22 protein-coding genes are annotated in these 26020 nt (G+C 61.1%); 4 read left to right on the plus strand and 18 right to left on the minus strand.

Going from position 1 to position 26020, the window contains the following annotated elements:
* Positions 1-40 precede the first annotated feature (40 nt).
* Positions 41-1174 (minus strand): M20/M25/M40 family metallo-hydrolase, encoded by a 1134-nt coding sequence (locus tag G485_RS0118485; RefSeq protein ID WP_027093735.1) that lies wholly within the window; start codon positions 1172-1174, stop codon positions 41-43.
* A gap of 84 nt (positions 1175-1258) precedes the next feature.
* Between G485_RS0118485 and prli42 the strand changes: the two genes are divergently transcribed.
* On the plus strand, positions 1259-1354 hold the full coding sequence (gene prli42, locus G485_RS30125; protein WP_156922479.1) for a stressosome-associated protein Prli42: 96 nt from the start codon (positions 1259-1261) through the stop codon (positions 1352-1354).
* On the opposite strand, the gene lipB is transcribed toward prli42, so the two are convergent.
* The 5 genes from lipB to lpdA all read right to left on the minus strand — a co-directional run bounded on the left by lipB (position 1317) and on the right by lpdA (position 7246).
* Entirely contained in the window at positions 1317-2024 is a 708-nt protein-coding gene (gene lipB / locus G485_RS0118495) for a lipoyl(octanoyl) transferase LipB (RefSeq protein ID WP_027093736.1), read from the minus strand. The genes prli42 and lipB overlap by 38 nt on opposite strands.
* 219 nt (positions 2025-2243) lie before the next feature.
* Positions 2244-3620 carry a dihydrolipoamide acetyltransferase family protein gene (locus G485_RS0118500; protein WP_027093737.1) on the minus strand — a complete coding sequence of 459 codons (1377 nt, stop codon included), beginning with the start codon at positions 3618-3620 and terminating at the stop codon, positions 2244-2246.
* Between the two features lie 21 nt (positions 3621-3641).
* Positions 3642-4628, minus strand: coding sequence for an alpha-ketoacid dehydrogenase subunit beta (locus G485_RS0118505; protein ID WP_027093738.1), 987 nt, complete (start codon positions 4626-4628; stop codon positions 3642-3644).
* Positions 4628-5659 (minus strand): thiamine pyrophosphate-dependent dehydrogenase E1 component subunit alpha, encoded by a 1032-nt coding sequence (locus G485_RS0118510; RefSeq protein WP_027093739.1) that lies wholly within the window; start codon positions 5657-5659, stop codon positions 4628-4630. Before G485_RS0118510 ends, G485_RS0118505 begins: the two co-directional genes overlap by 1 nt.
* A gap of 150 nt (positions 5660-5809) precedes the next feature.
* A complete protein-coding gene (lpdA, locus tag G485_RS0118515; RefSeq protein WP_027093740.1) occupies positions 5810-7246 on the minus strand; it encodes a dihydrolipoyl dehydrogenase in 1437 nt (478 codons plus the stop codon).
* 185 nt (positions 7247-7431) lie between these two features.
* Between lpdA and G485_RS0118520 the strand changes: the two genes are divergently transcribed.
* Complete coding sequence (locus G485_RS0118520; protein WP_027093741.1) at positions 7432-7752, plus strand: DUF2627 domain-containing protein; 321 nt, start codon at positions 7432-7434, stop codon at positions 7750-7752.
* Positions 7753-7810: 58 nt separating this feature from the next.
* Here the strand turns inward: G485_RS0118520 and G485_RS0118525 are convergent, their stop codons facing one another.
* The gene (locus G485_RS0118525; RefSeq protein ID WP_027093742.1) at positions 7811-8728 is read right to left on the minus strand and encodes an AraC family transcriptional regulator; all 918 of its coding nucleotides are present in this window, start codon (positions 8726-8728) and stop codon (positions 7811-7813) included.
* Positions 8729-8858: 130 nt separating this feature from the next.
* Between G485_RS0118525 and yicI the strand changes: the two genes are divergently transcribed.
* The gene (gene yicI, locus G485_RS0118530; RefSeq protein WP_027093743.1) at positions 8859-11183 is read left to right on the plus strand and encodes an alpha-xylosidase; all 2325 of its coding nucleotides are present in this window, start codon (positions 8859-8861) and stop codon (positions 11181-11183) included.
* 91 nt (positions 11184-11274) lie between these two features.
* On the opposite strand, the gene G485_RS0118535 is transcribed toward yicI, so the two are convergent.
* The 8 genes from G485_RS0118535 to G485_RS0118570 all read right to left on the minus strand — a co-directional run bounded on the left by G485_RS0118535 (position 11275) and on the right by G485_RS0118570 (position 20772).
* A complete protein-coding gene (locus tag G485_RS0118535; protein WP_035157186.1) occupies positions 11275-12405 on the minus strand; it encodes a sensor histidine kinase in 1131 nt (376 codons plus the stop codon).
* Positions 12395-13090 carry a response regulator transcription factor gene (locus tag G485_RS0118540; protein ID WP_027093745.1) on the minus strand — a complete coding sequence of 232 codons (696 nt, stop codon included), beginning with the start codon at positions 13088-13090 and terminating at the stop codon, positions 12395-12397. Before G485_RS0118540 ends, G485_RS0118535 begins: the two co-directional genes overlap by 11 nt.
* A 250-nt stretch (positions 13091-13340) precedes the next feature.
* Positions 13341-14504: a peptidylprolyl isomerase gene (locus G485_RS27285; RefSeq protein ID WP_051318398.1), complete on the minus strand. Its 1164-nt coding sequence runs from the start codon at positions 14502-14504 to the stop codon at positions 13341-13343.
* 113 nt (positions 14505-14617) lie between these two features.
* On the minus strand, positions 14618-14836 hold the full coding sequence (locus tag G485_RS0118550) for a hypothetical protein (protein ID WP_027093746.1): 219 nt from the start codon (positions 14834-14836) through the stop codon (positions 14618-14620).
* The gene (locus tag G485_RS0118555; protein ID WP_027093747.1) at positions 14833-16020 is read right to left on the minus strand and encodes an amidase; all 1188 of its coding nucleotides are present in this window, start codon (positions 16018-16020) and stop codon (positions 14833-14835) included. The genes G485_RS0118550 and G485_RS0118555 overlap by 4 nt, the downstream gene beginning before the upstream one ends.
* Before the next feature lie 17 nt (positions 16021-16037).
* Positions 16038-17588, minus strand: coding sequence for a gamma-glutamyltransferase (ggt, locus tag G485_RS0118560; protein ID WP_051318409.1), 1551 nt, complete (start codon positions 17586-17588; stop codon positions 16038-16040).
* A gap of 387 nt (positions 17589-17975) precedes the next feature.
* Positions 17976-19364 carry a (Fe-S)-binding protein gene (locus tag G485_RS0118565; RefSeq protein ID WP_027093749.1) on the minus strand — a complete coding sequence of 463 codons (1389 nt, stop codon included), beginning with the start codon at positions 19362-19364 and terminating at the stop codon, positions 17976-17978.
* Positions 19357-20772, minus strand: coding sequence for an FAD-linked oxidase C-terminal domain-containing protein (locus G485_RS0118570; RefSeq protein WP_027093750.1), 1416 nt, complete (start codon positions 20770-20772; stop codon positions 19357-19359). Before G485_RS0118570 ends, G485_RS0118565 begins: the two co-directional genes overlap by 8 nt.
* A gap of 158 nt (positions 20773-20930) precedes the next feature.
* On the opposite strand from G485_RS0118570, the gene G485_RS0118575 reads away from it, so the two are divergent.
* Positions 20931-21659, plus strand: coding sequence for a FadR/GntR family transcriptional regulator (locus G485_RS0118575; RefSeq protein ID WP_027093751.1), 729 nt, complete (start codon positions 20931-20933; stop codon positions 21657-21659).
* Between the two features lie 115 nt (positions 21660-21774).
* Here G485_RS0118575 and spo0A read toward each other — a convergent pair whose 3' ends face one another.
* The 3 genes from spo0A to recN all read right to left on the minus strand — a co-directional run bounded on the left by spo0A (position 21775) and on the right by recN (position 25994).
* A complete protein-coding gene (spo0A, locus tag G485_RS0118580; protein ID WP_027093752.1) occupies positions 21775-22590 on the minus strand; it encodes a sporulation transcription factor Spo0A in 816 nt (271 codons plus the stop codon).
* 257 nt (positions 22591-22847) lie between these two features.
* The gene (spoIVB, locus tag G485_RS0118585) at positions 22848-24164 is read right to left on the minus strand and encodes a SpoIVB peptidase (RefSeq protein ID WP_035157213.1); all 1317 of its coding nucleotides are present in this window, start codon (positions 24162-24164) and stop codon (positions 22848-22850) included.
* A gap of 144 nt (positions 24165-24308) precedes the next feature.
* A complete protein-coding gene (gene recN / locus G485_RS0118590; protein WP_027093754.1) occupies positions 24309-25994 on the minus strand; it encodes a DNA repair protein RecN in 1686 nt (561 codons plus the stop codon).
* Positions 25995-26020 lie beyond the last annotated feature (26 nt).

The raw sequence follows: 26020 nt of genomic DNA on the forward strand, positions 1-26020 counted from the left end.
CGGGGCTGCAATATCGAAAATCGATATTGCGCGCCGGCGATCAGCCGCGCTTCAGCGCCTCGCCGACGATGGCAAGGACGAGCTCCGTCGTCTTGACCAGGTTGTCGGCCAGGATACGCTCCTTCGTCGTATGGATATGCTCGTAGCCGACGGCCAGATTGACGGTCGGCACCCCTTTGCCGTTGAACACGTTGGCGTCGCTGCCGCCGCCCGATTGGAACGGGCGCGGGGTGAGCCCGATGCTCGCGATCGCGTCCTTCGCGATCCGCACCACCTCGTCGTCCTCCCTGAAGCGAAACGCCGGGTAGACGATCCTGCTCTCGAATTCCGCCTGCGCGCCGAATTCCGCGGCGGCCGATTCGGCCGCTTCGCGCATTGCGGCAATCTGGGCGTCCAACTTCTCCCGCACAAGACTCCTGGCCTCCGCGTCGATCTTCACGTAATCGCAGACGACATTGGTCGGCCCGCCGCCTTCGATTTTGCCGACATTGGCGGTCGTCTCGCTGTCGATGCGGCCTAGCGGCATGCGCGCAATCGCCTTCGAGGCGACCTCGATCGCGCTGATGCCGTCCTCGGGGTTGACGCCCGCATGGGCGGATTTGCCGCGAAACGCAATCGCGATTTTCGCCTGTGTCGGGGCCGCGACGACGATGTCGCCGACCCGGCCGTTCGAATCGAGCGCGAACCCGTACCTCGCCCGCAGGCGGCTTGCGTCCAGCGCCCGCGAGCCGGCAAGGCTCGATTCTTCGCCGACGGTGACAACGAACTGAATCGGGCCGTGCGGCAGCCCGCGTTCGCGAATGACGCGCAGCGCCTCGAACATCGCCGCAAGGCCCGCCTTGTCGTCGCTGCCGAGAATCGTCGTTCCGTCGCTCCGGATGTAGCCGTCGTCGTCCAGCCGCGGCTTGATTCCCTTCCCCGGCGTCACGGTGTCCATATGCGACGTGAACAGCAATGCCGGAACGTTCTCCCTCCCTTCCGACGCCGGAAGCCACGCGAACAGATTGCCCGCGCCGTGGCCCGTCTTCTCGGCCGCGTCGTCCTCCGTCACCGCAAGGCCGAGCGCTTCGAATTTGCCGCGGAGAACGACACTGATCTCCTTCTCGAAGCGCGTCTCGCTATCGATTCGGACCAATTCCATAAATTCGTCGACGATTCGCTGCCGCTCCACCACGACGTTTTCCTCCCTCGTCCGTATAAGGTACAATAGATACCGATGAATGTTCTTTTTCCAAATCCAAGTCAAAGGAATGATTCGATGAGCAACCGGTGGTTCAAAATCGTCGTCTACGTCATGCTGTTCGCCATGATCGCTTCTACCGTGCTGGTGTCGCTCGGATCGATTCTGAGCTGACGATCTCGCCGTAACCGAACACCCGCCCGAAATGCGGAAGCAGCCGCTCGCCGATCCGCTCGACATCGAACTTCTCGCCGGTCAGCTTCTCCAGCGACGTCACGCCGTATTCGGCAATCCCGCACGGAATGATGCCCTGGAACCCGTCCTGCTCCACGTTGCGCTTCACGTTGAGCGCGAAGCCGTGGCTCGTCACGAAGCCTTTTCTCGTTCGCGCCCGGTTGAATTTGACGCCGATGGCGGCGATTTTCTCGTCGCCTACCCACACGCCCGTATATTCGGGCTTCCGGCCGCCCTCGATGCCGAATTCGGCCAGCAAACCGATGATGGCTTCCTCCAGATTGCGCAAATAGGCGTGCAAATCCAATCCGACCGCATCCAGATACAGCAAGGGATAGCCGACCAGTTGGCCGGGCCCGTGATACGTAATGTCGCCGCCGCGATCGATTTGGAACACTTGAATGCCGCGCCGCTCCAGCTCCTCCGGGCCGTAAAGCAAATGCTCCGGATGGCGGTCGGTGCCGATCGTGTAGGTCGGCGGATGCTCCAGCATCAGCAGCGTATCCGGCCTCTCTTCCTTGTCGATCTGGCGCACCAGACTTTTCTGCAGCTCCCAGGCCTCGCCGTAGTCCGTCCGCGACAAATAAGCGAATTCCAACCGTTTATCCAAGCTCCGCGCCTCCTTTTGGTGATCCGAATCCCCATCAACTCAATAAAACCTACGCTTTTCATTTTAGCCCAACCGCTGTGCAAGCCGCAAACGGCCAACGGCCAACGCCGCATGAACCGCACGCAGGCCCTTGCCGCGGCGTCGACTCCCGCAGCGACGCCTTCCAACCAAAGAAGCTGCCCCATCCGGCCATAGGGCGGACAGGCAGCCTCCTCGACGTTAGTATAATTTCGTATCCAGATTGTAGCTCTCCAGATTCTCCTTGACGCGCTGCAGAAATCTTCCGCAAATGACGCCGTCGAGAATGCGGTGGTCGAGCGACAGGCAAATGTTGACCATCGAGCGGACGCCGATCATGTCGTTGATGACGACCGGCTTCTTCACGATCGATTCGAACGTCAGAATGGCCGCTTGCGGATAATTGATGATCGGCTGCGACAGGATGGAGCCGAACGCGCCCGTGTTGTTGACGGTAAACGTTCCGCCCTGCAAGTCGCTGAGCTTGATCTTCCCTTCGCGCGTGCGGCGGGCCAGATCGTGAATCTCGTGGGCGAGGCCGGCAATGTTCTTCTGGTCGGCGTTACGGATGACCGGCGTAATGACGGAATCCTCCGTCCCGACGGCCAGCGACAGGTTGATGTCGCGCTTGACGATAATTTTGTCCGTCGCCCACACCGAGTTCATGATCGGGTAATCCTTGATCGCGTTGACGGTCGCTTTGCACAGGAACGGCATGTACGTCAAATTGATGCCTTCCTGCCGGCTGAACTCCTCCTTCAGCTTGTTGCGCAGCAGCACGAGGTTGGTGACGTCGACTTCGATCATCATCCAGCCGTGGGGAATCTCGCTGGCGCTCTGGCGCATCTTCGTGGCGATCGAATTGCGCACGGGCGTCACGTCGATAATGTACTCGCCCCGGCCCGGAACCTCCTGCCCTTCTTCCTCGACGGTCGGAATGCGAATCGTCTCGGACAGGTGCAGCCCCGTCGTGCGAACCGGCACCTTCGGGTCCATCGGCACCTTCGCCGCCTCGCGCTCGGCGGGCGCAGCGGCCGCCGGCGCGACGGCCGCGGCGAAGCCCGCGGTCCCCTTCCGGGCGGCTTCCAGCACGTCCTTGCGCGTAATGCGCCCGCCCATGCCGGTGCCGCGCACACGGCTCAGGTCGATGCTGTGCTCCGCCGCCAGCTTCTGCACCGCCGGCGAATAGCGGTGGCGCATCGGCGCGTCGGGGTCGAACGCGGCGGGCATGAGCGGCGCCGCCGGCCGCGCGGAGGCGGCTTCGACGGGCTGCGCGGCCGCCGCAGGCGATTCGGCCCCGCCAGTGGGGGCGCTGTCCGCCGCAGCTTCCGCTTCCGTCTCGATCAGACAGACCGGCGTGCCGACGTCGACCGTCTCGCCGGCGCCTACCAATATTTTCACGAGAATTCCCTTCGCCGTCGAAGGAAGCTCCGCGTTCACTTTGTCGGTGATCAGCTCGCACAGCGGCTCGTACATCTCCACTTCCTGCCCCGGCTCCTTGAGCCAGCGGTCGATCGTGGCGGATACGAGCGATTCCGCGAGTTGCGGCATGATGACTTCTACCGTTTGCTTCGGCATCGGGTTCTCTCCTTCAGCGCTTTAAAACCGGGCCAAATCCAGCATCGCGGCTTTAAGCTTGTCCTTGTTCAGCATGAAATGCTTCTCTCCGGGCGGATTGATCGGCATCGCCGGAACGTCGGGACCGCACAGGCGGCGGATCGGCGCATCCAGATCGTAGAGCAGCTCTTCCGAGATGATGGCCGCCACTTCCGCGCCGACGCCGCCGGTCTTGTTGTCCTCATGGACGATCAGCACTTTGCCCGTGCGGGCAGCCGCCTCCAGAATGCCTTCCCGGTCTAGCGGCTGAATCGTGCGCAGGTCGAGAATGTGCGCTTCGATCCCTTCCTCCCGCGACAGCTCCTCCGCGGCCTGCATCGCAAAGTGAAGCGGCATGCTGTAACCGATGACGGTTATGTCGGAGCCTTCGCGCATGACGTTCGACTTGCCGATCGGCACCGTGTAATCGCCCTCGGGCACCTCGTCCGCGATCAGCCGGTAGCACTTCTTGTTCTCGAAGAACAGAACCGGATCCGGATCGCGGATCGCGGCCAGCAGCAAGCCTTTCGCGTCGTAGGCGGTCGCGGGGGCGACGATCTTCAGTCCCGGCGTGCCGAAGAAAACCGATTCCGGGCATTGCGAATGGTACAGACCGCCGAATACGCCGCCGCCGATCGGCGCGCGGATGACGAGCGGGCAGTCCCAGTCGTTGTTGGAGCGGTAGCGGATTTTGGCCGCTTCGCTAATGATCTGGTTCGTGGCCGGAAACATGAAGTCCGAATATTGCATTTCCGCAATCGGCCGCATGCCGGCCATGGCGGCGCCGATCGCGACGCCCGCGATGGCGGATTCCGCCAGCGGCGTGTCGAGCGAACGCAGCTCGCCGAACTGCTGCTGCAGCCCTTTGGTCGCGCCGAAGACGCCGCCCTTGAGCCCGACGTCCTCGCCCATGACGAAGACGCGTTCGTCGCGCTCCATCTCTTCCTTCATCGCCGTCCGGATCGCTTCGATATATTCGATAACCGGCATTACCGCACCTCCTCGGCCGAAGCTTCGGCATAGACGTAGCGGAAGGCGTCCTGCACCGGTTGGAAAGGCGCGCGCTCCCCGTATTCGGTCGCTTCGTCGATCTCCTTGCGGATGTCGGCCAGCAGCGCCTTCTCCCGCTCCTCCGACCACAGCCCGTGCTCCTCCAGATATTGCCGGAAAGCCGGAATGGCGTCCTTGCCCCGGTGAAAATCGACCTCTTCCTTCGTCCGGTACGCCATATCGTTGTCCGACGTGGAGTGCGGCGAGACGCGGTACGTCATCACTTCGACGAGCGTCGGGCCTTCGCCGGCGAGGGCCCGTTCGTGCGCTTCCTTGAACACGCGGTACACTTCAAACGGGTCGTAGCCGTCGACCCGGTAGCCGGGGAAGCCGTAGCCGAGCGCGCGGTCGCTGATGCGTCCGGCCGACTGTTTGGAGAACGGAACCGAAATGGCGTAACCGTTGTTCTGGCAGACGAAAATGACGGGCAGCTTCATGACGCCCGCGAAATTGCAGCCTTCGTGGAAGTCGCCCTGATTGCTCGAGCCTTCCCCGAAGGAGACGAGCGAGACGGACGGCTCTCCCCGCATCTTGGCGGCGAGCGCGAATCCGACCGCATGGGGCACCTGCGTCGTAACGGGGCTCGAGCCCGTGACGATGCGCAGCCGCTTGCAGCCGAAGTGGCCCGGCATCTGGCGGCCGGCGCTGTTCGGGTCCTCGCCTTTGGCGAATAAGGACAGCATCAGTTCTTTGACGGTCATCCCTGCGGAAAGCACGAACGCGTAATCCCGGTAATAAGGCAGGAACCAGTCCTTTTCCTTGTCCATCGCGAACGCCATGGCGACCTGCGCCGGCTCCTGGTTGACGCCCGAGATGTGAAAGTTGACTTTCCCGGCTCTCTGGAGCAATTGAGCCCGTTCGTCGAATTTGCGGGCCAGCACCATGATTTCGTACATCCGTACGACCTTCTCGTCCGTCAGCCCCAACGCGGCGTGACGGGTCTCGTTCCGAACGGAACCGATCTGGGTCAAGGATCGCTCCTCCAGTCTATGATATAGTGTTAAAACCTGGTCTTAATACTTGAACTTAAAACTCATTATACCTTCTTCCGTTCCAAAAAGGAACGTCCAACCCGCGGGCAGAGGAAAATGTCCCGGATTGAACGTCCGTTTGCCTTCCGATCAGCCGTGCGCGGCCGAGCCGTCCAGCGCCGCCATCACTTCCTGCAGCGCTTCCGACAGCGTCGGATGCGGGTGAATCGCCCTGCCGATCTCCCAGGGCACGGCGTCGAGCAGCTTGGCGAGCGACGCCTCGGCGATCAGATCGGTCGCATGCGCCCCGACCAGATGGACGCCGAGCAGATCGCCGGTCGCCTTGTCGGCGACGACTTTCGCGAAGCCTTCCGGTTCCCCGTATACGAGAGCCTTGCCCAGAATGCGCAGCGGAATTTTGGCCGTCTTCACGTCGAAGCCGTTCGCCTTGGCGGCCGCTTCGCTCCAGCCGATGGCGGCCGCCTCCGGGCGGGAGTAGATGCAGCGGGGAACGTCGCGGCCCTCCGCCCGGCTCGTCGCCTGCGCGCGCCCGAGCAGATGGTCGACCGCCACCGCCGCTTCGTGCATGGCCGCGTGAGCCAGCTGCACCCCGCCGATGCAGTCGCCGATCGCGTAAATGTGCGGCTCGCCGGTCTGCAGGGTCGCCGGATTGACCTTGACGAAGCCGTTCTCCGTCCGGATGTCCGTGTTCTCGAAGCCCTGGTCTTCCACGTTGCCCTGACGGCCGACGGAGACGAGCATGCGCTCCGCGGCGAGCGCAATCTTTCCGCTCCCGACGGCAATCTCCGCCTCGACCGAGCCTTCCGCTACTTTGAAGGACGACACGTCCAGCTTCGCTCCCGCGTAAATGACCACGCCCCGCTTCTTCAGCAGCTTGGCCAACTCGTTCGAGACGTCCCTGTCTTCGCCGGGAACGATCCGGTCGGCCGTCTCCACCAGCGTCACCTTGCATCCGAAGTCGCTCAGCATCGACGCCCACTCGACGCCGATGACGCCGCCGCCGACGATGATCGCCGAAGCCGGCAAGGACGGCCATTCCAACGCTTCGTCGCTCGTCACGACCGTCTTTCCGTCGTACGGAACGCCTTCCAGCCGCCGCGGACGCGAGCCTGTCGCGACGATCAAATGGCGCGGCACGACCGTCTCGGATTCCCCGTCCGCCAGCTCGACCGCCACCGCCCCGCTGCGCGGGGAGAAAATCGACGGGCCGATAATCCGGCCGGAGCCGCGCACGACCTGAATGCGGTGCTGGGCCATCAGCGCCTGCAGCCCTCTGTGAAGCTGCTCCACGATCGCGCTTTTGCGGGACATGACGCCGCTCCATTCGACGCCCGCTTCCCCTTTCGGCATGCGAATGCCGTATGCGGCGGCTTCCCGAATCGTCGCGAACACCTCCGCGCTGCGAAGCAGCGACTTCGACGGTATGCAGCCTCTATGCAAACAAGTGCCTCCAAGCTTGTCCTTCTCGATAATGGCGACGCTCTTCCCGGCCTGGGCCGCCCGAACCGCCGCCGTATAGCCTCCGGGGCCGCCGCCCAGCACGGCGACATCCACCTCGATGGGCATGGTCGCATTCCTCCGATCGCATCCGTTTTTCCTGATTCATCATGACCTATGTAGACTCGCTCTCTATTCTACCTTTTTTTCGGACGCGGGACAAAGCCGGAAACGGAGCGGCTCCGAAGCTCGGTACAGGTGGACAGGTTTGGAGAAAATCGGTATGATAGAAGGGATGGAAGGAGGGCCGTTTCGTGAAGCTTGTCATTTCCCGCCTGATCGCCATTTTGCTGCTTGTCGTACCGGGATTGGCTGCAGCTTATGGATTCCTGCTTATGAAGGACGCCTTATTCGACTATTTCGCGCAGCTCGGGAACGTCGAATTGACGACGCCGAAGTTTGCATGGCTTTCGTTTGCAATCGGTTTCGTCTTGTTTATTCTAGGCGTGGGATTCATCGGCGGCTGGATTTTTTTCCGCGACCGCAAGCACAATTACCTGTCGTCCCGCTTCCGGCCCAAGCGGCAGCGCCCTCCCGGCGCTGCGGGCGAACGGAACGGCAGCACCGCCGAATAAGCGCCGCTACTTTGCCATCTTCAGACTCCTTCCCGCCGGCAGGCGGCGAAGGAGTTTTTTAATGATCGGCCTCGCCGGAAGACGCTCTGCCCTGGGCCGCCGAATGGGCGATCCGCCGGTACTCGGAAGGGCTGCATTGGAATAAGGAACGGAACATTTTGCTAAAATAGCTGAAGTTGTCGAACCCCGCTTCGATCGCCGCTTCGCCTACGGTCAGATCGGCTCCGGCGAGACGGGCCGCCGCGTGCCGAAGCCGGAAATGATTGATATACTCGACCGGCGTCTTGCCCATGTACGACTTGAACGTGCGGCTGAAATGCCCTTCGCTCATGCCGGCCGCGGCGGCCAGCTCGCGGACGGTCAGCTTGCGTCCGTAATGGTTGTCGATATACGTCAGCGCCTCCTTGAGCCGCTCCACGACGCGAACGTCCGACGGCAGTTCGGCCTGACGCGCGCTCCACGCGCCGGAGGTCCAGAATTCCGCCAGCAGCATATAAAGGCCGGCTTTGACCCGCATCTCGCGGGCCGGGTCCGGCGAAGCGTCGAGCGCGAACAGCCGCGCCAGCCCTTCCAGCGCTTTGGCTCCCCATTCCGTATCCCCGGCAATCGGAACGTTCAGCGCGATGCGTCCCCGGCGGAGCGGCTGCAAAAACCGGGACGAGAAGCCGTCCTTGGCGTCGATCAGCCAGTCCATGTCGAAGACGATCGCCTTGTAGGAACAGGCCGCCCCTTCCAGCTCGAAAGCCCCGTGCAGTTCCCCGCCCGGAACGAAGACCGCTTCGCCGGCGCGCAGCTCGATCTCGGCGGCGCCGATGCGGAACAACGCCTGCCCGCTCTCGACGAGAAGAAATTCCGCTTCCTCGTGCCAATGCATTTCCAGCAGCGGCTGCCCGGACTGATCCTCCATAGCGTAGATCCCGACCGGAAACCCCGGTTCTCCGTGCCGGCGATTTTCGCGCAAATGCCTTAAATTCATCGAAGATCTCTCCAAATATCAGAATCGTGTTAAATGAAAGCGTAAAACTGCAAGAGAATACGCTCAAAAATCAGTATAATGTCATTGTAATCGGCTATACGACACTTGCCAAGAAAGGAAGCCATCACGCATGAAATTTAGCGACGGATATTGGATGACCAAGCCGGGCTACGAAATTTTGAGCCCTTACGAAATTCACGACGTGCGCGTCGGCGCGAACGCGATCACGGTGTTCGCCACGCACCGCCACCTGGAGCACCGGGGCAACACGCTGAACGAGCCGCTCATGACGATGGAATTCTCCTCGCCGATGAAGGACGTCATTAAAGCGAAGTTTTACCACCACAAGGGGCAAAAGCGCTCCGGCCCCTCCTCGTTCCCGCTGCTCGTGCAAGGCCATGCGCCGGTGGAAGTGGTGAACAACGACGACTTCGTCAGCTTGACGAGCGGCGACACGACGGTGACGATTACGAAGCGGCACCCCGTCAGGATTACGTATACGTACAAAGGCCGCACGCTGACGGGCAGCGGCACGCGCCAGACCGCTTATATCAAAGCCGCGGACGGCAACCACCATTTCCGCGAGCAGCTCAACCTGGCCGTCGGCGAGACCGTATACGGCCTGGGCGAACGATTCTCGGCCTTCGTCAAGAACGGCCAGGTCGTCGACATCTGGAACCAGGACGGCGGTACGGCATCGGAGCAGGCGTACAAGAACATTCCTTTCTACATCACCAACCGCGGTTACGGCGTCTTCGTCAACCATCCCGAGCTCGTCTCCTTCGAGGTCGCCTCGGAGAAGGTGTCCAAAACGCAATTCAGCGTCGCGGGCGAAATGCTGGAGTACTTCCTGATCGGCGGGGACTCGATGAAGAGCGTTCTGTCGAATTACACGACGCTTACCGGCAAGCCGGCTCTGCCTCCCGCCTGGTCGTTCGGTCTGTGGCTGACGACCTCGTTCACGACCGATTACGACGAAGCGACCGTGAACAGCTTCATCGACGGCATGGCGCAGCGCGATTTGCCGCTGGCCGTCTTCCACTTCGACTGCTTCTGGATGAAGGAGTACCAGTGGTGCGACTTCGAATGGGACGAGCGGGTGTTCCCCGATCCGAAAGGCATGCTTGAGCGTCTGAAAGCGAAAGGGCTGCACATCTGCGTCTGGATCAACCCATACATCGCGCAGCGTTCGCCGCTGTTCGACGAAGGGATGGAGCGCGGCTATCTGCTGAAGCGTCCGGACGGCAGCGTCTGGCAATGGGATATGTGGCAATACGGCATGGGTCTCGTCGACTTTACGAATCCGGACGCCTGCAAGTGGTTCGGAGACAAGCTGCGCGCGCTGGTCGACATGGGCGTCGATTCGTTCAAGACCGACTTCGGCGAGCGGATTCCGACCGATGTCGTCTACTTCGACGGTTCCGATCCGATGCAAATGCACAACTATTACACGCAGCTATATAACAAAGTCGTCTTCGAGGTGCTGGAGGAGAAGCGCGGCAAAGGCGAAGCCGTCCTGTTCGCCCGTTCCGCCACGGCCGGCGGCCAGCAGTTCCCGGTGCACTGGGGCGGCGACTGCGAGGCGACGTACGAGTCGATGGCGGAAAGCTTGCGCGGCGGACTCTCACTGGGCTTGTCCGGCTTCGGCTTCTGGAGCCACGACATCGGCGGCTTCGAGCAGAGCGCGACGCCGGATCTGTACAAGCGCTGGGTGGCGTTCGGCTTGCTGTCCAGCCATAGCCGCCTGCACGGCAGCACGTCGTACCGCGTGCCGTGGCTGTTCGACGAAGAGGCCGTCGACGTTCTTCGCGTCTTCACGAAGCTGAAGCTGCGCCTCATGCCGTATCTGTTCGGGCAAGCCGTGCAGTCGTCCCGCCTCGGCCTCCCGATGATGCGCGCGATGGTGCTCGAATTCGGCGACGATCCGACGGCGGATTATTTGGACCGCCAATATATGCTGGGCGATTCCCTGCTCGTGGCCCCGATCTTCAACGAAGAGGGCGTCTCCTCTTATTATTTGCCGAAAGGCGAATGGACCCACTTCCTGACCGGCGAGAAAGTAAGCGGCGGCGTCTGGCGGAACGAGAAGTACGATTATATGAGCCTGCCGCTGTTCGCCCGCGAAAATTCGCTCATTCCGGTCGGCAGCGAAGAGAACCGTCCGGACTACGACTACGCCAGCGGCGTGACGTTCCACCTGTTCGCGCTTCAGGACGGCGCTTCCGCCGCTTCCGTCGTCACCGACGTCCGTGGCGCCGAGAAGCTCAAAGCGGCGGCAACCCGCACCGGCCGCACGATCGCGTTCGCGACGGAAGGCACGTCTGCCGGCTTGCGCCTGCTGCTTCGCGGCGTCGACTCCGTCGAATCCGTGGAAGGCGGAACGTTCGAAGCCACTCCGGAAGGCGTCGTCGTCGTGCCGGCATCGGTCGGCACCGCCGTTCAAATCAAGCTGTAAGCCGTCCCGAGAGGACGAATTGCAAACGGCCCTTGTATGCTTCATGGCGAAGCGTACAAGGGCCGTTCGTCGTCATCGGGCCGGCGAAATCCTAAATTTCGCTTGGCTCCGGCACAGCCGCGGCGAGCGGCAAATAGACGAGGAACGACGTCCGGCTCGAATCGCTCCGCGCCTCGATCCGGCCGCCGTGCAGCTCGACCAGGCTTTTGACGATCGCGAGTCCCAGCCCGGAGCCGCCGCTGTTCTCCGAGCGGGACTTGTCGACGCGATAGAACCGGTCGAAAATGTACGGCAGGTCGGTCGTCGGAATCGGCTCGCCGTAATTTGTCACTTCTACGACCGCTTCCCCTTCCCGCCGCGAGACGGCAAAATCGATTTTTTTCCCGTCCTTGCCGTAAGCCATCGCGTTCGACAGCAGGTTCTCGAAGACGCGCACCAGCTTGACCGGATCTCCCATGACGACAATATCCGGACCGGATGAAGCGACCGAGCCGGTCATGCCTGCCTCAGCCAGCGGCATTTGATAGTCGACGAGCAGCTGCCCGATCATTTCCGCCAGATTGATCCGTACCCTCTGCAAGGAGACCGCCCCGTGCCGCATGCGCGTGTACTCAAACAGATCGTTGATCAGAACGTGCAGCCGCTGCGACTTGTCGTAAGCGATCGAGACGTAATGCCGCAGCTCCACTTCGTCCCGATAGCGGTCCTGCTCGATCAGGCCCAAATAACCGAGAATGGACGTGAGCGGCGTGCGCAAATCGTGGGAGACGTTCGTGATCAGTTCGTTCTTCGTCTGCTCCGCCCGCCGCTCCTCGTCCAGCGAGCGCTTGAGGCGCTCGACGAGACGGTTCGTCTGCATCGCCAGATCGGTCAGCTCGTTCCGCTGGCGGACGGGAACGGCCGCGTCGAAGTGGCCTTCGGCGATGTGCTCGATCGCCCGGTGCATCTGCCCGATATAGCTGAATTTCCGCCACGAGAAAACGACCATGTACACGATGGAGAACAGGAACGTCCCCACGTAAATCAGAGACGATTCGCCCAGCAAAGCGCCGAGGATGTTAAAGAGTACGTTAAAATATCTCCGCAGCGAATAATCGCCGCTTCGGTAGAGGCTTTGCAGCACGGCGAGCACGACGTACGTGGTGATCAAGCCGAGCAGCGCGCTCAGCAGCAGTTGCAGCACCAGCCGCCAGGCCAAGCGCGCCGTATATTTAGCCGTCAATTTTGTAGCCGACCCCCCACACCGTCACGATCAGCTTGTCGCCGGCTTCCTGCTCCAGCTTGTCCCTTAGCTTGCTGATATGGACCATAACCGTATTATTGGATTCGAAATATTTTTCCTTCCACACTTGCTGGAAAATTTCTTCGGCGCTGAACACGCGCCCGGGGCTTGCGGCGAGCAGCGCCAGGATGCCGAATTCGGTCGACGTCAGCCGGATCGGCTTGCCGTCGGCTTCGACGAGGTGGGACCGTCTGTCGATGCGGAGCGGACCGACCTCGATGACCGCTTCATCCGCGTCGTCGGCGACTCCTTTGTTGTATTGGTAAGAGCGGCGAAGCAGCGATTTGACCCGCGCCAGCAGCTCGAGCGGATTGAACGGCTTGATCAGATAATCGTCCGCGCCCGTCATGAGGCCGAGAATTTTGTCCATGTCCTCCGCTTTGGCGCTCACCATCAGAATCGGTAATTCGCGCGTTTCGCGGATGCGCCGGCAAGCTTCCAGACCGTCCAGCTTCGGCATCATAATATCGAGCACCACCAGATCGAACGGTTCTTCGGCAAGTCTCGCCAACGCCTGTTCGCCGTCGTGCGCTTTGGCCGTTTCGAAGCCTTCGTTTTTCAAATAAATTTCAATCAATCCCGCGATTTCGCGGTCGTCGTCTACGATCAGAATACGGCGTGCCATGTTCGAACCTCCATGCCGGAATCGGGAATGTTCCCATTACCTACTATAGCCCAGCCCTCCCCGCTTGTCCTCCCTCGCACGGCCGTTTTTGCAAGGTTTAAGATAATGTTAAGAATTTGCCGCCGGATGCGAGGATCATATCCCTTGGGCGTCTCTGGACGGCGAATCGGTGACAGTAAAAAAAGACCGTTCGCGGCCATGGCGTTTGCCTGGCGGAACGGTCTTGTTGATAACTCGCGGCGCTTCCGGATTACGGATTGGCCGATGCGCTGGCGGACGGGGACGCAGACGGCGATGCCGATGCGGAAGGCGCGGGCGATTCCACGGCCTGGGTGGCGTCTTCCTTCGTCAGGAAGTTTTTGTAGCCGAGCTCCTTCTTCGTCTTCGCAAGCCAGTCCGACACGCCTTCGTTGATTTTCTCGTCGAGGTACTTGTTCTTCACTTCCGTCTTGACGTCTTCGTACGCCGGGATAACGGCGTCCTTATGATCGGTCACCTTGATGATGTGGAAGCCGTTCGGCGATTCGACGACGCCGCTCAGCTCGCCCTTCTTCAAGGCGAAAGCCGCCTTCTCGAACTGCTCGTTCATGACGCCTTTGCCGAAGTAGCCGAGATCGCCGCCATTGTCCTTGGAGCCCGTATCGATGGATTTCTCCTTCGCGAGCGTCGCAAAGTCGGCGCCTTGCTTCAGCTGCTGCAGCACCTCTTCGGCCTCGGCCTTCGTCTTCAGCAGAATGTGGGAGGCTTTCACTTGCTCCGGCGTGCCGAAGCTTTCCTTGTTTTTCTCGTAATAAGCCTTCAAATCGTCTTCCGTCGGGGCGAGCATCTTGTCGAAAATAAGGCGCAGCTCCAGCTGCGGAATGACCTGCTCCTTGAACGCATCCAGCGTCATGCCGCTGGATGCGAGCGCCTGGTTGAACGCCTCGTCGGATTCAATGCCGTTCTGCTTCTTGATCTCCGCGATATAAGCGTCGACGTCGGCGTCGCTGACCGTTTTGCCTGTTTTCTCGGCTTCGATGGAGATCATTTTGAACGTCATCAGTTGGTCCAGCGACTGGCCGACTTTGGCTTCGCCCATCGTCTTGACCATATCGTCGTATAGTTCCTTCTGGGTGATGGATTTGCCGTCCAGCTCCCCGACCGCCTCGTTCATCCCGGCTCCGTTGGATTCTCGGATAAGCACGACGACGAGAGCGATGATGGCAATGACGGCGATCGCCATCCAAGGCCACGCTTTCATCGGTTTCGCCGGCTGCGCAACCGCTGCTGCGGTCTTCCCGGCTTCAAGCTCCGCTTCGGCTTCGTGAACGAGCTCTTCCTGAGGAGCGTCCTTATCCTCCGCTTCGGGCTTGTCCGCTTGCTCCAACTCTTCCGCCGGGTTGGGCTGCGACGGATCTTTGTGCATTTCGCTCATGCTCGATTGACCTCCTCTAGTTAAAAAAAAAGCTCATTGTTCCACTATAACAAATTTTCCGCGGAATACATTAATATAACTTAAAAAAATAAAAAAGCGGACAACGTCCGCTATCAAGAACTGTCGGATTGGCGCGACGCCAGCTTCTTCTCGCCGCTGTCCCGATGCCAGGCGCGCAGCCGCTCCCATTGACCGCTGCGAAGGATCGCTTCGAGCGACAGGCGCCAGGCCGTTCCGAGCCGTTCGTTCACCGTGCGGATCGGCACATAGCCGCTTCGCGTTTCGATGGCCGCCGTCACCCGGCCTTCCCAAACGATCGAGGCCGCCCTCATGGCGCGCCCTTCCTTCCGCCCAGCTTCCCGTGAACCCATTGAAGCAGCGCCAAGTCCCGCCGGCGGCCGCCGATGAAGGACAGGCCGATCGGGTTGCCGCTTCGGGAGACGAAGGGAACAGTCAGCTGCGGCAGACCGGACAGACCCGCGATGCAGGTCAATTGCATCGTCCGGGACCGCTGCAGCTCCGCCCGCTCGCCCGTCAATCCGAGGGGGGGCGCTTCACCGGTCGCGGTCGGCAGCGCCAGCAGCCGGCCGCTTCCGAGCAAGGCCGCCAGCGCCTCGCCGATGCCGCGCTTCTTCTCGTACTGCTTCTCTTTGTCCGAGGAAGCCAGCGTGCTCGCCCATTCGAAGCGCTCGGCGATGCCCGGCCCGAATGCCGGACGGACGGACCGGATCCACCGCCCGTGCTGCTCCCAGATTTCAATGCCCTGAATCGTCCGGAACGTCTCGGCCCAACCTTGCAGATCGCCGCCGGGAAGCTTCACCCATTCGGTCGGCATCCTCCCGGCGAGACGCCCCAGCTGTTCAAGCAGCGTCTCCCTCGCATCGTCGTCGGCCATCGCCCACGCTTCCTCGGGAAGCAGAAGCCCCTCGAAATCGGCGTTTGCCGCGTCCGCGTCTTGCTTCTCCAGCAGCGTCCGCCCCACTTCGAGCAAGACGCCCGATTCGGCGCTCATCCAGCCGACCGTATCGAAGCTTGGCGCAAGCGGAATAACGCCGTCCATCGACACCTCGCCGAAGCAAGGGCGGAAGCCGAACACGCCGCAATAGGCCGACGGAATCCGGACCGAACCGCCGGTGTCGGTGCCGAGAGCGAAATCGACGTCGCCCGCGGCCACCGCTACGGCCGACCCGCTGGACGAGCCGCCCGGAACGCGGCCGGACGCTCGCGGATTGACCGGCGTGCCGTAATGGTAATTTTCCCCTTGCAGGCTGTACATCAGCTCGTCGGTCATCGTCGAGCCTTGCAGCCTCGCGCCTTCCCGAACGAGCAGCGAGACCGCGCGCGCGTGACGCTCGGCCGGGCCGTGCGTCCTTCGCCAATCCGGATTGCCGGCGCTGCTCGTATGGCCGAAGATGTCGAACACGTCCTTCACCGCAAACGTCAGGCCGGTCAACCGCCCTTCCGACTCGGGCTCGACCGAGAGATCCGGGCGAATATATGCGTTTAATTCGTTCATCCCCGCTTCTCCCCTTCCTACCATCCGACCGCCGCGCCGTCGCAGCGCGGATCCGTCCCGCCGGAACGGAAGCCGTTCTCGTCGATGACGATCGCGTGCGCGTGGCCGACGATCCCGTCGAAATCGCCGACCGTTCGGACCGCGTGCCCCGCCCGCTTCAAGGCGTCGATCGTCTCCGGCGACACCCGGCTCTCCACTTTCAAATCCTGCGTTTGCTCGCCCCACGTTCTTCCCCATACCCAGCGCGGTTCCGATACCGCCGTTTGCGGATCCATGCCGAAATCGACGATGCGCGTAACGATGGCCGTCTGCGTCTGCGGCTGCCCTTCTCCGCCTTGCGTGCCGTACAGCAGGAACGGCTTGCCCTCCCGGAGAGCCATGGCCGGCATCAGCGTATGGAATGTGCGCTTGTTCGGCTCCAGCCGGTTGACGTGACCGGGATCGAGCGAGAAGAAAGAGCCGCGGTTCTGCAGCAAAATGCCGGTGTCCCCGGCCGTGACGGCGGAGCCGAATTCGAAGTACAGGCTTTGGATAAAAGAGACGGCGTTGCCGTCTTCGTCCACGACCGCGGCGTAGGCCGTATCGCTGCCGACCGGCCGCGTCGCGACGGAGGAAGCCCGGCTGCGGTCGATCGCCCCGGCCAATTGTGCGGCGTAGTCCTTGGACAACAGGCGGTTCAGCGGCACCTCGGCGAAGTCCGGATCGGTCAGGTAGCGGTCGCGATCGCGGAAGCTTAGCTTGAGCGCTTCAATGATCGGATGGTAATAATCGAACGTGCCATGTCCGGCCGCCCGCAAATCGAAGTGCTCCAGCGCTTGCAGCGCCATAATGCCGGTGAAGCCCTGGGAGTTCGGGGGAACCTGATACAGCTCATGGCCCCGGTATGTGCCGGTAATCGGCTCGACCCACTTCCCCGAATGGTCCGCGAAATCGTCGATCGTGAGCAGGCCATCCCTTTCGCTCAGGTACCGGACGATTTTGCGGGCCAATTCCCCTTTGTAGAAAGCGTCCTTGCCCTGGGCGGCAATCGCCCGCAGGCTGGCCCCAAGCTCTCTCTGGACGAACCGGCTGCCGATCGCGGGTACGCTTCCGTTCGGCAAATAGATGGCCGCCGTAACCGGCTGCTCCTGCAAAACGCCGAAGCGGCTCGCCGTCGTCTCATGCTGGTCGCGCGACAGCGGAAATCCGTCCATCGCGTAGCCGATAGCCGGCTCCAGCACCTCCGCCATGGACAGCCGGCCGTACGCTTTGAGCACCGCGTCCCAGCCGTCCGCCATCCCCGGCACCGTAATGACGCTGTGGGCTCCTCTCTGCGGAATGGACGTTTCGCCGGCAAAGCGCTCGCGGGTTGCCAGCCGGCCCGAGCGGCCGCTCGCGTTGTATGCGCGGACCGCCCGGTCCGCGCGGCTGTACGCCAGCCAGAAGGCGTCGCCTCCCAGCCCGGTCATATGCGGATAGACGACGGCGAGACAAGCGCTGACCGCCACGGCGGCGTCGAACGCGTTGCCTCCCTTCTGCAAAATCCGGGCTCCCGCTGCGGATGCCAAATAATGAGGGCTGACCACCATCGTCTTCGTGCCGGTTATCGGTTTGCTGGACCTATGAGACAAATTCGTCCTCCCCTTTCGGCGTTTCGTCGATAATCGGTTTTGAATGAAGGCTAAAAACGTAACCTTAATTTAATCAACGCCGAAAAGGCGGTCAATTCGATTGGCGCGCTTTTTGTACGATCACTAATTGGAGGCGCTTTCATGTCATTCCGTGAACAAAAAGTGCGGGGATGAAGGGAAGAAGCGGGGGGAGAGGGGACGCGGAGGATGTGAGCCTGCGGGGGGACGGTTGTGTGCCGGCGCGCGGAGCTGCAAGCCGATTTTGTCGCTTATAGCGAGCGGGATTGCAGCCGGCACACGGGGCTTGCAGCGTAATTTCCGCTGGCCGGGCTAATCCCTTTTCGTTCAGACCGTAGACTGGTAATCCCGCTTCATGCGCTCATGCAGGAAATCGACGATATGCAAGACGCGCATCCCGCTTCCTGCGGCATGGCGCTCGACTCCTAGCTTCATTTGCAGCAGGCACCCCGGGTTGCTCGTCAGCAAATAATGCGCTTGCGTCGCGTTTGCGTGCTCCATTTTGTGCTCCAAAATACGGTTGGCCATCTCCGGCTGCGTCAAATTGTAGATGCCCGCGGAGCCGCAGCAGCGGTCCGCTTCGAACATCTCGACGAACTCCACGCCCTCGACCCGTCGCATCAGCGTCCGCGGCGCTTCCGACGACCGCATGACGTTGCGCAAATGGCAGGAGTCCTGGTACGTGATGCGAAGCGGAGCGTCAGCCGCCCCCGTACGCTCCGACCCCGAAGCCGCGCGCTCCTCCCCGGACTCCGACTCCGGCGGGCCGAACGAAGGAACGCGCCCGTACCGGACGATCAGTTCGCTGACATCCTTCACCCGTTCAGCGAACCAGGCCGCGTCTTCGCGATCATCCGAGTCCTCGTGCAGCAGATGGTCGTACTCGACCAGAATCGCCCCGCAGCCTCCGGCATTGGAGACGATGAAGTCGACGCCCGCCTCCTTGAACGCCCGGATATTGCGGCGGGCCAGGTCGCGAGCGCCTTCCGCTTCCCCGCTATGGGCGTGCAAGGCGCCGCAGCAGTTTTGCGTCTTCGGAATGACGACCTCGAAGCCCGCTTCCGTCAGCAGTTCGACGGTATGCACGTTCGTCTCCGTGAACAGCGTATCCATCAGGCAGCCGCGGAACAGCCCGACGGTGGCGATCTTCTCGCCCTTGGCCGGATGCCGCTCGCCGATCCGTTCGACGACACCGCGGCCCGAGCCGGCCGGCAAAATGCGCTCCATGTCGGCGAGCTGCCTCGGCAGAAGCTTCAGCGCGCCCGTTCGTCGCGCGAGGCGCTGCAGCCCAAAGACCCGATAGGCGTGCAGCGCTTTGCCCGCCAGCCGCATCCGGCTTTGCTTCGGGAACAACTCCTTGAAGACGAGGCGCCGCACGCCCTTCACCCACAGGCGATGACGCCGCGTATGATCCTCGATCGCGTCGCGCGCCTGCTCGAGCAGCCGCCCGTACTTGACGTCGGCCGGACAAGCGGGCTCGCAGGCCCGGCAGCCGAGACAATGGTTCATTTGCTCCTCGAACGCTTCGTCCGGTTCCATCAGGCCGTCGGCAACCGCCTTCATAAGCGCGATCCGCCCCCGCGGCGATTCGGCCTCCACGCCCGTCTCGCGGAACGTCGGGCAAGCCGGCAGGCAGAAGCCGCAGCGCATGCAGTTCGTAAGCTGGTCTTCGTCCAGCCGGATTTTCAATTGGGAAGCAAGCTGCGGATTAGCCACGCTGAAGCACCACCCTTTTGCGCGTTTCCTTCGCGAACATTTTGCCGGGGTTCAGCAGATTGTACGGATCGAAAGCCGCTTTGATCGCTTTCATCGCGCCGATGCCGGCCGCCCCCACCTTCCACTCGAGGAACGGCGCCTTGACGACGCCGACGCCGTGCTCGCCGGTAATCGTGCCGCCCAGCTCGATCGCCGCCTCGAAAATTTCCGCGAACGCCTCTTCCACGCGGACCACTTCGTCATGATCCCTGGCGTCGGTCGTCGCCGTCGGATGCAGGTTGCCGTCGCCGGCATGGCCGAACGTGCAAATGCTGACGTTGTGCTTGCGGGCGATCCGCCCGATGGCGAGCACCATGTCGGCGATTTTGGACCGCGGCACGGTCGCATCCTCGAGAATCGTCGTCGGCCGCAGCCGGGCGAGCGCGGTAAATGCGCTCCGCCGCGCGGTCAGCAGCTTGAGCGCCTCCTCCGGCGACTTCGCTACGCTCACCTCCGTGGCGCGTTCCGCGCGGCAGATCGCCTCGATTCGGGCGATGTCGCGTTCGACCGTCTCCGGCTCGCCGTCCTGCTCGATCAGAAGCATCGCCTCCGCGTCGCGAGGCAGGCCGAGCTTCGCGAAATCGTCGACGACCCGGATCGTCGGGTTGTCGAGAATTTCGAGCGTCGCCGGAATGATGCGGTTCTCGATAATTTTGGACACGGTGCGGGCCGCGTCGTACAGATCGGCGTACATGGCGAGCATCGTCTTTTTCGCCTTGGGCGGCGGAATGAGCTTCAGCGTCGCCTCCGTGATGATCGCGAGCGTGCCTTCCGAGCCGACGAGCAGCTTCGTCAGGTCGTAGCCGGCGACGTCCTTCATCAGCTTGCCGCCGGTCCGGATAATATCGCCGTTCGCCAGCACCGCCTCGAGGCCGATGACGTAATCCTTGGTCGTGCCGTATTTGAGGCCGCGAAGGCCGCCCGAGTTCTCCGCGATGTTGCCGCCGATCGTCGAGACGGCCATGCTGCTCGGGTCCGGCGGATAGAACAGACCGAGGCTTTCCACGTGCGCGGCGAACGCTTTCGTATTCACCCCCGGCTGGACGACCGCCGCCAAATTTTCCAGATCGATCCCCACAATCCGGTTCATCCGGTGCATGACCATGACGACGCCGCCTTGAACGGGAACGGTCCCCCCGCACAGATTGGTGCCCGACCCCCGGCTGACGACCGGGATGCGGTGGTTGTACAGCGTTTTCATGACCGCCGACACTTCCGCGGTGCCGCGCGGATAGACGACGGCGTCGGGCAGCGCCTGCTGCATCGGCGTGCCGTCGTAGGAGTGGGTAACGAGCGATTGCGGATCGTCTTTGAAGCCGTCATCGCCGAGTATGGCGATCAGTTCGCGTTTGGCCGGTTCGGGCAGCAAGCCGGACACTTCCTTTCCGGGAACAATAGAAACAATCTCATCAGGTCATCTGATGACTTTCGTCGATTTGTAGTATACACTAAAATAAGAGCAGCGAGAAGCCGTTATTTTTCGTTCGTTTGTCTTGAACCGAAGCTGATGGCGGCAAAGGAGCGACTATGAACGATCAACGTCCGTTAAAAAGCCACGAATGGGTTATGAACGATTTGAAAAAACAGCTGGAGGAAGGCGCTCTTGCCCCAGGGGACCGGCTGGCTTCGGTGGTGGAGCTGGCGGAGCGGTACGGCGTCGGACGTTCGACCGTGCGGGAGGCGCTGAGCGCGCTCAAGGCGATGGGCATGCTCGACATTCGCCAAGGCGGAGGCACATTCGTAAAAGCGGTTCGGCCGAACGCCGAGCCGAAGCATCCGTCCATGCTCCATCCGGAAGCTTGGGCCGACCGGGCTTTGTCGCTTCGCCACGTTCTCGAGGTGAGGCGGCTGCTGGAAACCGGCTGCGCCGCGCTGGCGGCCGCCAACCGGACGCAGGACGATGTGGATCAGCTGTCGGCGATCCTGGACGGCATGGAAGCGCGTCTCGACGACGAAGCGTTTAACGAGCAGGCCGACGTCCGGTTCCACGCGCGCATCGCCGCCGCAACCGGCAATCCGCTGCTCATTCAGCTGATGGAGTCGCTCGCCCATCGGCTTCACGACAGCATGCGGGACACGCGGGCGCTCTGGTTTTACGCCGAGCGTTCCACCGCGAAGCGGCTGCTCGAGGAGCATCGCGCCATTTTCGAAGCGATCGCCGAAGGCGACGCGAAGCAGGCCGAAGCCCGCATGGCTCGGCATATCGCCAAAGTCGAGCAGGTGCTGGAAGAGAAGGGCGCGTCGACGAATGAATAGCCGGGCTGTTGTTCAAGAAGTCCGGTTCGCAGCAACTATTTGCTTATAAATAAACCGACCCATGCAAGGCAATCTGCCCGCCGGGTCGGCTTTTTTTTCACTATTCTTCCTTCTTTCAGCTCACCTTGTGCTCGATCCGCAGCTTGTCCGCGACCATCGCGATGAATTCGCTGTTGGTCGGTTTGGACTTGCTGATGTTGATCGTGTACCCGAACAGATGGCTGATGCTGTCGATGTTGCCGCGCGTCCAGGCCACCTCGATTGCGTGGCGGATGGCGCGTTCAACGCGGGACGGCGTCGTCTTGAACTTCTCCGCGATCGCCGGGTACAGCGTTTTCGTGATCGCGCCGAGAATCTCGATGTTGTTGTACACCATCGTGATCGCTTCGCGCAAATACTGATAACCCTTGATGTGAGCGGGAACGCCGATCTCATGAATGATGCTCGTAATATTGGCGTCCAAATTTTTCGGCTTGCCGATCGGAACGATATTGGAACGGCTCGCACCGATGGGCGAAGTGATGACGGAAGTCGATGCGGTCGTCGTGGCGGAGCCTGCCAATTGCCGAATCCGGTTGGCCAGCACATCCATATCGAACGGCTTCAATATGTAGTATGAAGCGCCGAGTTGAACCGCTCGCTGCGTTATGTTCTCCTGACCGAAGGCGGTCAGCATAATAATCTTGGGGCTGGGCGTCAAATTCAGCTCCCGCAACTTTTCCAGAACGCCAAGGCCGTCCAAATGGGGCATAATGATGTCGAGAATCATTACGTCCGGAACGAGCCGATTCTCCTCCAACTGGCGGATGACTTCTTCTCCGTTGTACGCCACGCCGATGACCGTCATATCTTCCTGTTCTTCAATATACTCGGACAACAGGTTAGTAAATTCTCGGTTGTCGTCAGCCAGAAATACTTCAATCCGCTGCAAGGTCTGGTCCTCCCTTTCTGACAATTGAGATGATGGGTTCAGGAAACGCTCCGGGACGCTCATGCGTTCCTATGGTATCCGAATTCGACATACGGGAAAGCAATTCCTTCTTGCGCGGAAATTTTTTCTTTATTTTTTTTATGATATCGAATATAATAAATATTTTATGTCATTTCACGTGTTTTTTCGCATTTTTTCGACAATCGTTTCAACAATGCCCAACGTCGGATGGTTGAAAAAGGCAAACACCCAAGGCGCTAAACCGCCTTAGATGTCGCCTGCTCTTGTCCCTGTTGAAGCATAATTCCCGCGTCCTGCAGCATCCATTCGATGAAGCAGCCGTATCCGGAAGTCGGATCGTTCACGAATACGTGGGTGACCGCCCCGACCAGCTTCCCATTTTGCAGAATCGGACTGCCGCTCATTCCTTGCACGATGCCGCCGGTTCGCTCCAGGAGCTTCGGATCGGTAATGCGGATCACCATGCCTTTCGTGGCCGGCGTCGTCTGCTTGGCGACGTGCACGATCTGAATGTTGAACCGCTCGACCTTCTGGCCGTTGACGACCGTCAAGATCTCGGCCGGGCCTTCCTCCACCTCCTCCGCGAACGCCACCGGTACCGGCTCCATGTGCAAGCCGTGATCGGGCAAGTGGCTCATTTTGCCGAAAATCCCGAATGGAGTATTCTTCTCGACGTTGCCCAGCGTCTTCCCTTCCTTGTTGATCGTCGCCCGCTTCTCTCCGGGTTCGCCGCTTTGGCTTTTGGATATCGAGAGCACGTTGGATTGCAAAATTTGTCCGCTGCCTACCGAGATCGGCGTTTGGGTGTCCATATCGGTAATGACGTGGCCCAGCGCGCCGTACACGCCTTGATCGGGCGCATAGAACGTCAGCGTTCCGACGCCGGCGGCGGAATCCCGAATGTACAAACCGAGCCGCCATACCTGATCTTCCTGGTCGAATGACGGAGACAACGACGTTCTAAAAAGCAACTTGCCGCGCCGGACATCGAGCTGCAGCGGTTTGCCCGACTTGCCCGCTTCGTTCGCAAGCTTCGCCACCTTCGTGACATCGTTCAGCGCTTGTCCGTTGATGGCGACGATCAGATCGCCCAACTTCAGCTTGGCGTCTTCGCCGGGCGACTGGCGGGTGTTCGGTCCCGTCTGCACCAGATGATGGCCCACGACCATAATGCCGGCCGCTTTGACCTTAACGCCGATCGTCTGGCCGCCGGGTACGACCCGCAAATCCGGAAGAACCTGCAGTTTGACCGTTTTGAAAGGAATTTTGCCGAAAAGCTTGAGCTTAAGCTCCGTCACACCGCTTGTCTTCGGTTCAATCGATAACGGCCGGTTCAAATCGACCGGAAACGTCGAGCGGCTCACGCCGTTGACCGCCGCCACTTCCGGATTGAGACTGGCCTGAGCATGCACCGGCATCGCGTATTTCAGATGCTTTGCCTGTCCCTGGAACAGCCGCAGCTCGTTCGGAAACGCGGCATAATGACGAATCGGAGCGGAGGTGACAGCCAGACACAAGAAGATAACGAGAAGGATGCCGAAGCTGCGTCGCATGATGAGCTTCCGGTTCAAAATCCCACGCTCCCTTACAGTCTTTCCCGGCTCCGAATTCGGCCGGCAACGTACCTATAAGGTAACCGCGCCCTCCTGCTTTTATGTTCCCGAAAAGCTTCCTTGAATATGGCGTTTTTCGCGTCGTTACGCGTTTTTTTGGCGTTCGGCCAGGACCAGCATTTCCTGCGCGTGATGTCGGGTTTTTTCCGTTACTTCCACACCGCCCAGCATTCGGGCGAGCTCTTCCACGCGTTCCTCTCCTTGAAGCTCGCGGATGGACGTCGAGGTCCGTCCGTCCTTCGTGATGCTTTTGCTGATTTCATAAGAGTGGTCCGCCATGCAAGCGACTTGCGGCAAGTGCGTAATGGCGAACACCTGGCAAGAAGCCGACAGCAGCGAGAGCTTCTCCGCAATCGCCTGCGCCGCACGGCCGCTGACGCCGGTGTCCACTTCGTCGAAGACGAGCACGGGAATCCGGTCGATGCGGGCGAAAATCGCCTTCAGCGCAAGCATGACGCGTGACATTTCGCCGCCCGAGGCGATCTTGGCCAGCGGCTTGGGCGGTTCGCCGGGGTTGGTCGACAGCAGAAATTCGGCATTGTCGCTGCCTGTAGCGGTCAAGGGGCCTTGCTCCAGCTTGACCTCGAATACCGCCCGCTCCATCTGCAAGTCGCGGAGCTCGCTCTCGATCGCGCGGGACAGCCGTTTGGCGGCGTCGCGCCGGATGGCGGACAGCAAGTCGGCCCGTTCGGTCAGCTCCCCGTGCAGCCGGCGTTCCTGCTCGGACAGCTCCTTGAGCCTTTCCTCCCGATTGTCCAGCTTCTCCGTCTCCGATTGAATTTTCTCCTTATAGGCAATAATATCGGCGATCGTCTCTCCATACTTGCGCTTCAACCCATGGAGCAGATCGAGACGGTCCTCGATCTCGGCAAGCCGCTGCGGATTGAATTCGATGCCTTCGCGATAGCTTCTTAATTGAAAAACGACATCCTCCGCTGCGTAATAAGCGGATTGAAGCTGTTCGAGCAGCGGCTGTACGGTGCCGGGATCCACCTTGACGATCTCCTCAAGCTTGGAGACGGCTCTGGAGATGGCCGCAAGCCCCTTCGGTCCGTTCAATAAATCGTAGGCTTCGGCGGCGGACTCCGCCAGCTTCTCGGCGTGGGTCAGCTTGCGCCGCTCTTCCTGAAGCGCTTCGTCTTCGCCCGGCTTGAGCCGCGCTTCGGCGATCTCTTCCAACTGATAGCGGTACAGGTCGAGCATTTGCATTTGCTGGCGGGAAGTGTCTTCCAATTCTCTGCGTTCGCGCACAAGCCGCTGATACTTATCGAATTGAACCTGGTATTCGTTCTTGATTTCCGCAATCGCGTCTCCCGCGTATTGATCCAGCCATTCGAGATGACGCTCGGTGCGGAGCAGCGACTGGTGCTCGTGCTGGCCGTGAATGTTGACCAGATGCTCGCCGACTTCCCGCAGCATCGACAGCGTCACGCTTTGGCCGTTAATTCTCGCGGTAGATTTGCCCTGCAGGTTCAATTCCCGGCGGATCAGCAGCGTCTCCTCTTCCTCGGCCTCGATGCCAAGCCGGCGCAGCGTCTCCCATACGGGATGCCCGGCGGGCAAGTCGAACACCGCTTCGATGTCCGCCCGATCGCAGCCGTGGCGAATCATATCGGCCGAACCCCGGCCTCCCGCAATCAAGGCAAGCGCGTCGATAACGATCGACTTGCCCGCGCCCGTCTCCCCGGTCAGGACGTGAAAGCCATGATGAAATTTGGCCGTGACCTGTTCGATGACGGCCAAATTGCGGATGGACAGCTCCTGAAGCATGCAACAACCCCTCCCCTAGCGATGCG

Origin of the sequence: Cohnella thermotolerans DSM 17683 (assembly GCF_000429825.1) — a bacterium.
In the GTDB taxonomy this organism is placed as follows: Bacteria; Bacillota; Bacilli; order Paenibacillales; family Paenibacillaceae; genus Cohnella; species Cohnella thermotolerans.

Coding starts and splice junctions, on each gene's coding strand:
- prli42 (WP_156922479.1), top strand. CDS start 1,259: ATGAGCAACCGGTGGTTCAAAATCGTCGTCTACGTCATGCTGTTCGCC.
- G485_RS0118500 (WP_027093737.1), bottom strand. CDS start 3,620: ATGCCGAAGCAAACGGTAGAAGTCATCATGCCGCAACTCGCGGAATCG.
- G485_RS0118505 (WP_027093738.1), bottom strand. CDS start 4,628: ATGCCGGTTATCGAATATATCGAAGCGATCCGGACGGCGATGAAGGAA.
- lpdA (WP_027093740.1), bottom strand. CDS start 7,246: ATGCCCATCGAGGTGGATGTCGCCGTGCTGGGCGGCGGCCCCGGAGGC.
- G485_RS0118525 (WP_027093742.1), bottom strand. CDS start 8,728: ATGAATTTAAGGCATTTGCGCGAAAATCGCCGGCACGGAGAACCGGGG.
- yicI (WP_027093743.1), top strand. CDS start 8,859: ATGAAATTTAGCGACGGATATTGGATGACCAAGCCGGGCTACGAAATT.
- G485_RS0118540 (WP_027093745.1), bottom strand. CDS start 13,090: ATGGCACGCCGTATTCTGATCGTAGACGACGACCGCGAAATCGCGGGA.
- G485_RS27285 (WP_051318398.1), bottom strand. CDS start 14,504: ATGAGCGAAATGCACAAAGATCCGTCGCAGCCCAACCCGGCGGAAGAG.
- G485_RS0118550 (WP_027093746.1), bottom strand. CDS start 14,836: ATGAGGGCGGCCTCGATCGTTTGGGAAGGCCGGGTGACGGCGGCCATC.
- G485_RS0118555 (WP_027093747.1), bottom strand. CDS start 16,020: ATGAACGAATTAAACGCATATATTCGCCCGGATCTCTCGGTCGAGCCC.
- ggt (WP_051318409.1), bottom strand. CDS start 17,588: ATGGTGGTCAGCCCTCATTATTTGGCATCCGCAGCGGGAGCCCGGATT.
- G485_RS0118575 (WP_027093751.1), top strand. CDS start 20,931: ATGAACGATCAACGTCCGTTAAAAAGCCACGAATGGGTTATGAACGAT.
- spoIVB (WP_035157213.1), bottom strand. CDS start 24,164: ATGCGACGCAGCTTCGGCATCCTTCTCGTTATCTTCTTGTGTCTGGCT.
- recN (WP_027093754.1), bottom strand. CDS start 25,994: ATGCTTCAGGAGCTGTCCATCCGCAATTTGGCCGTCATCGAACAGGTC.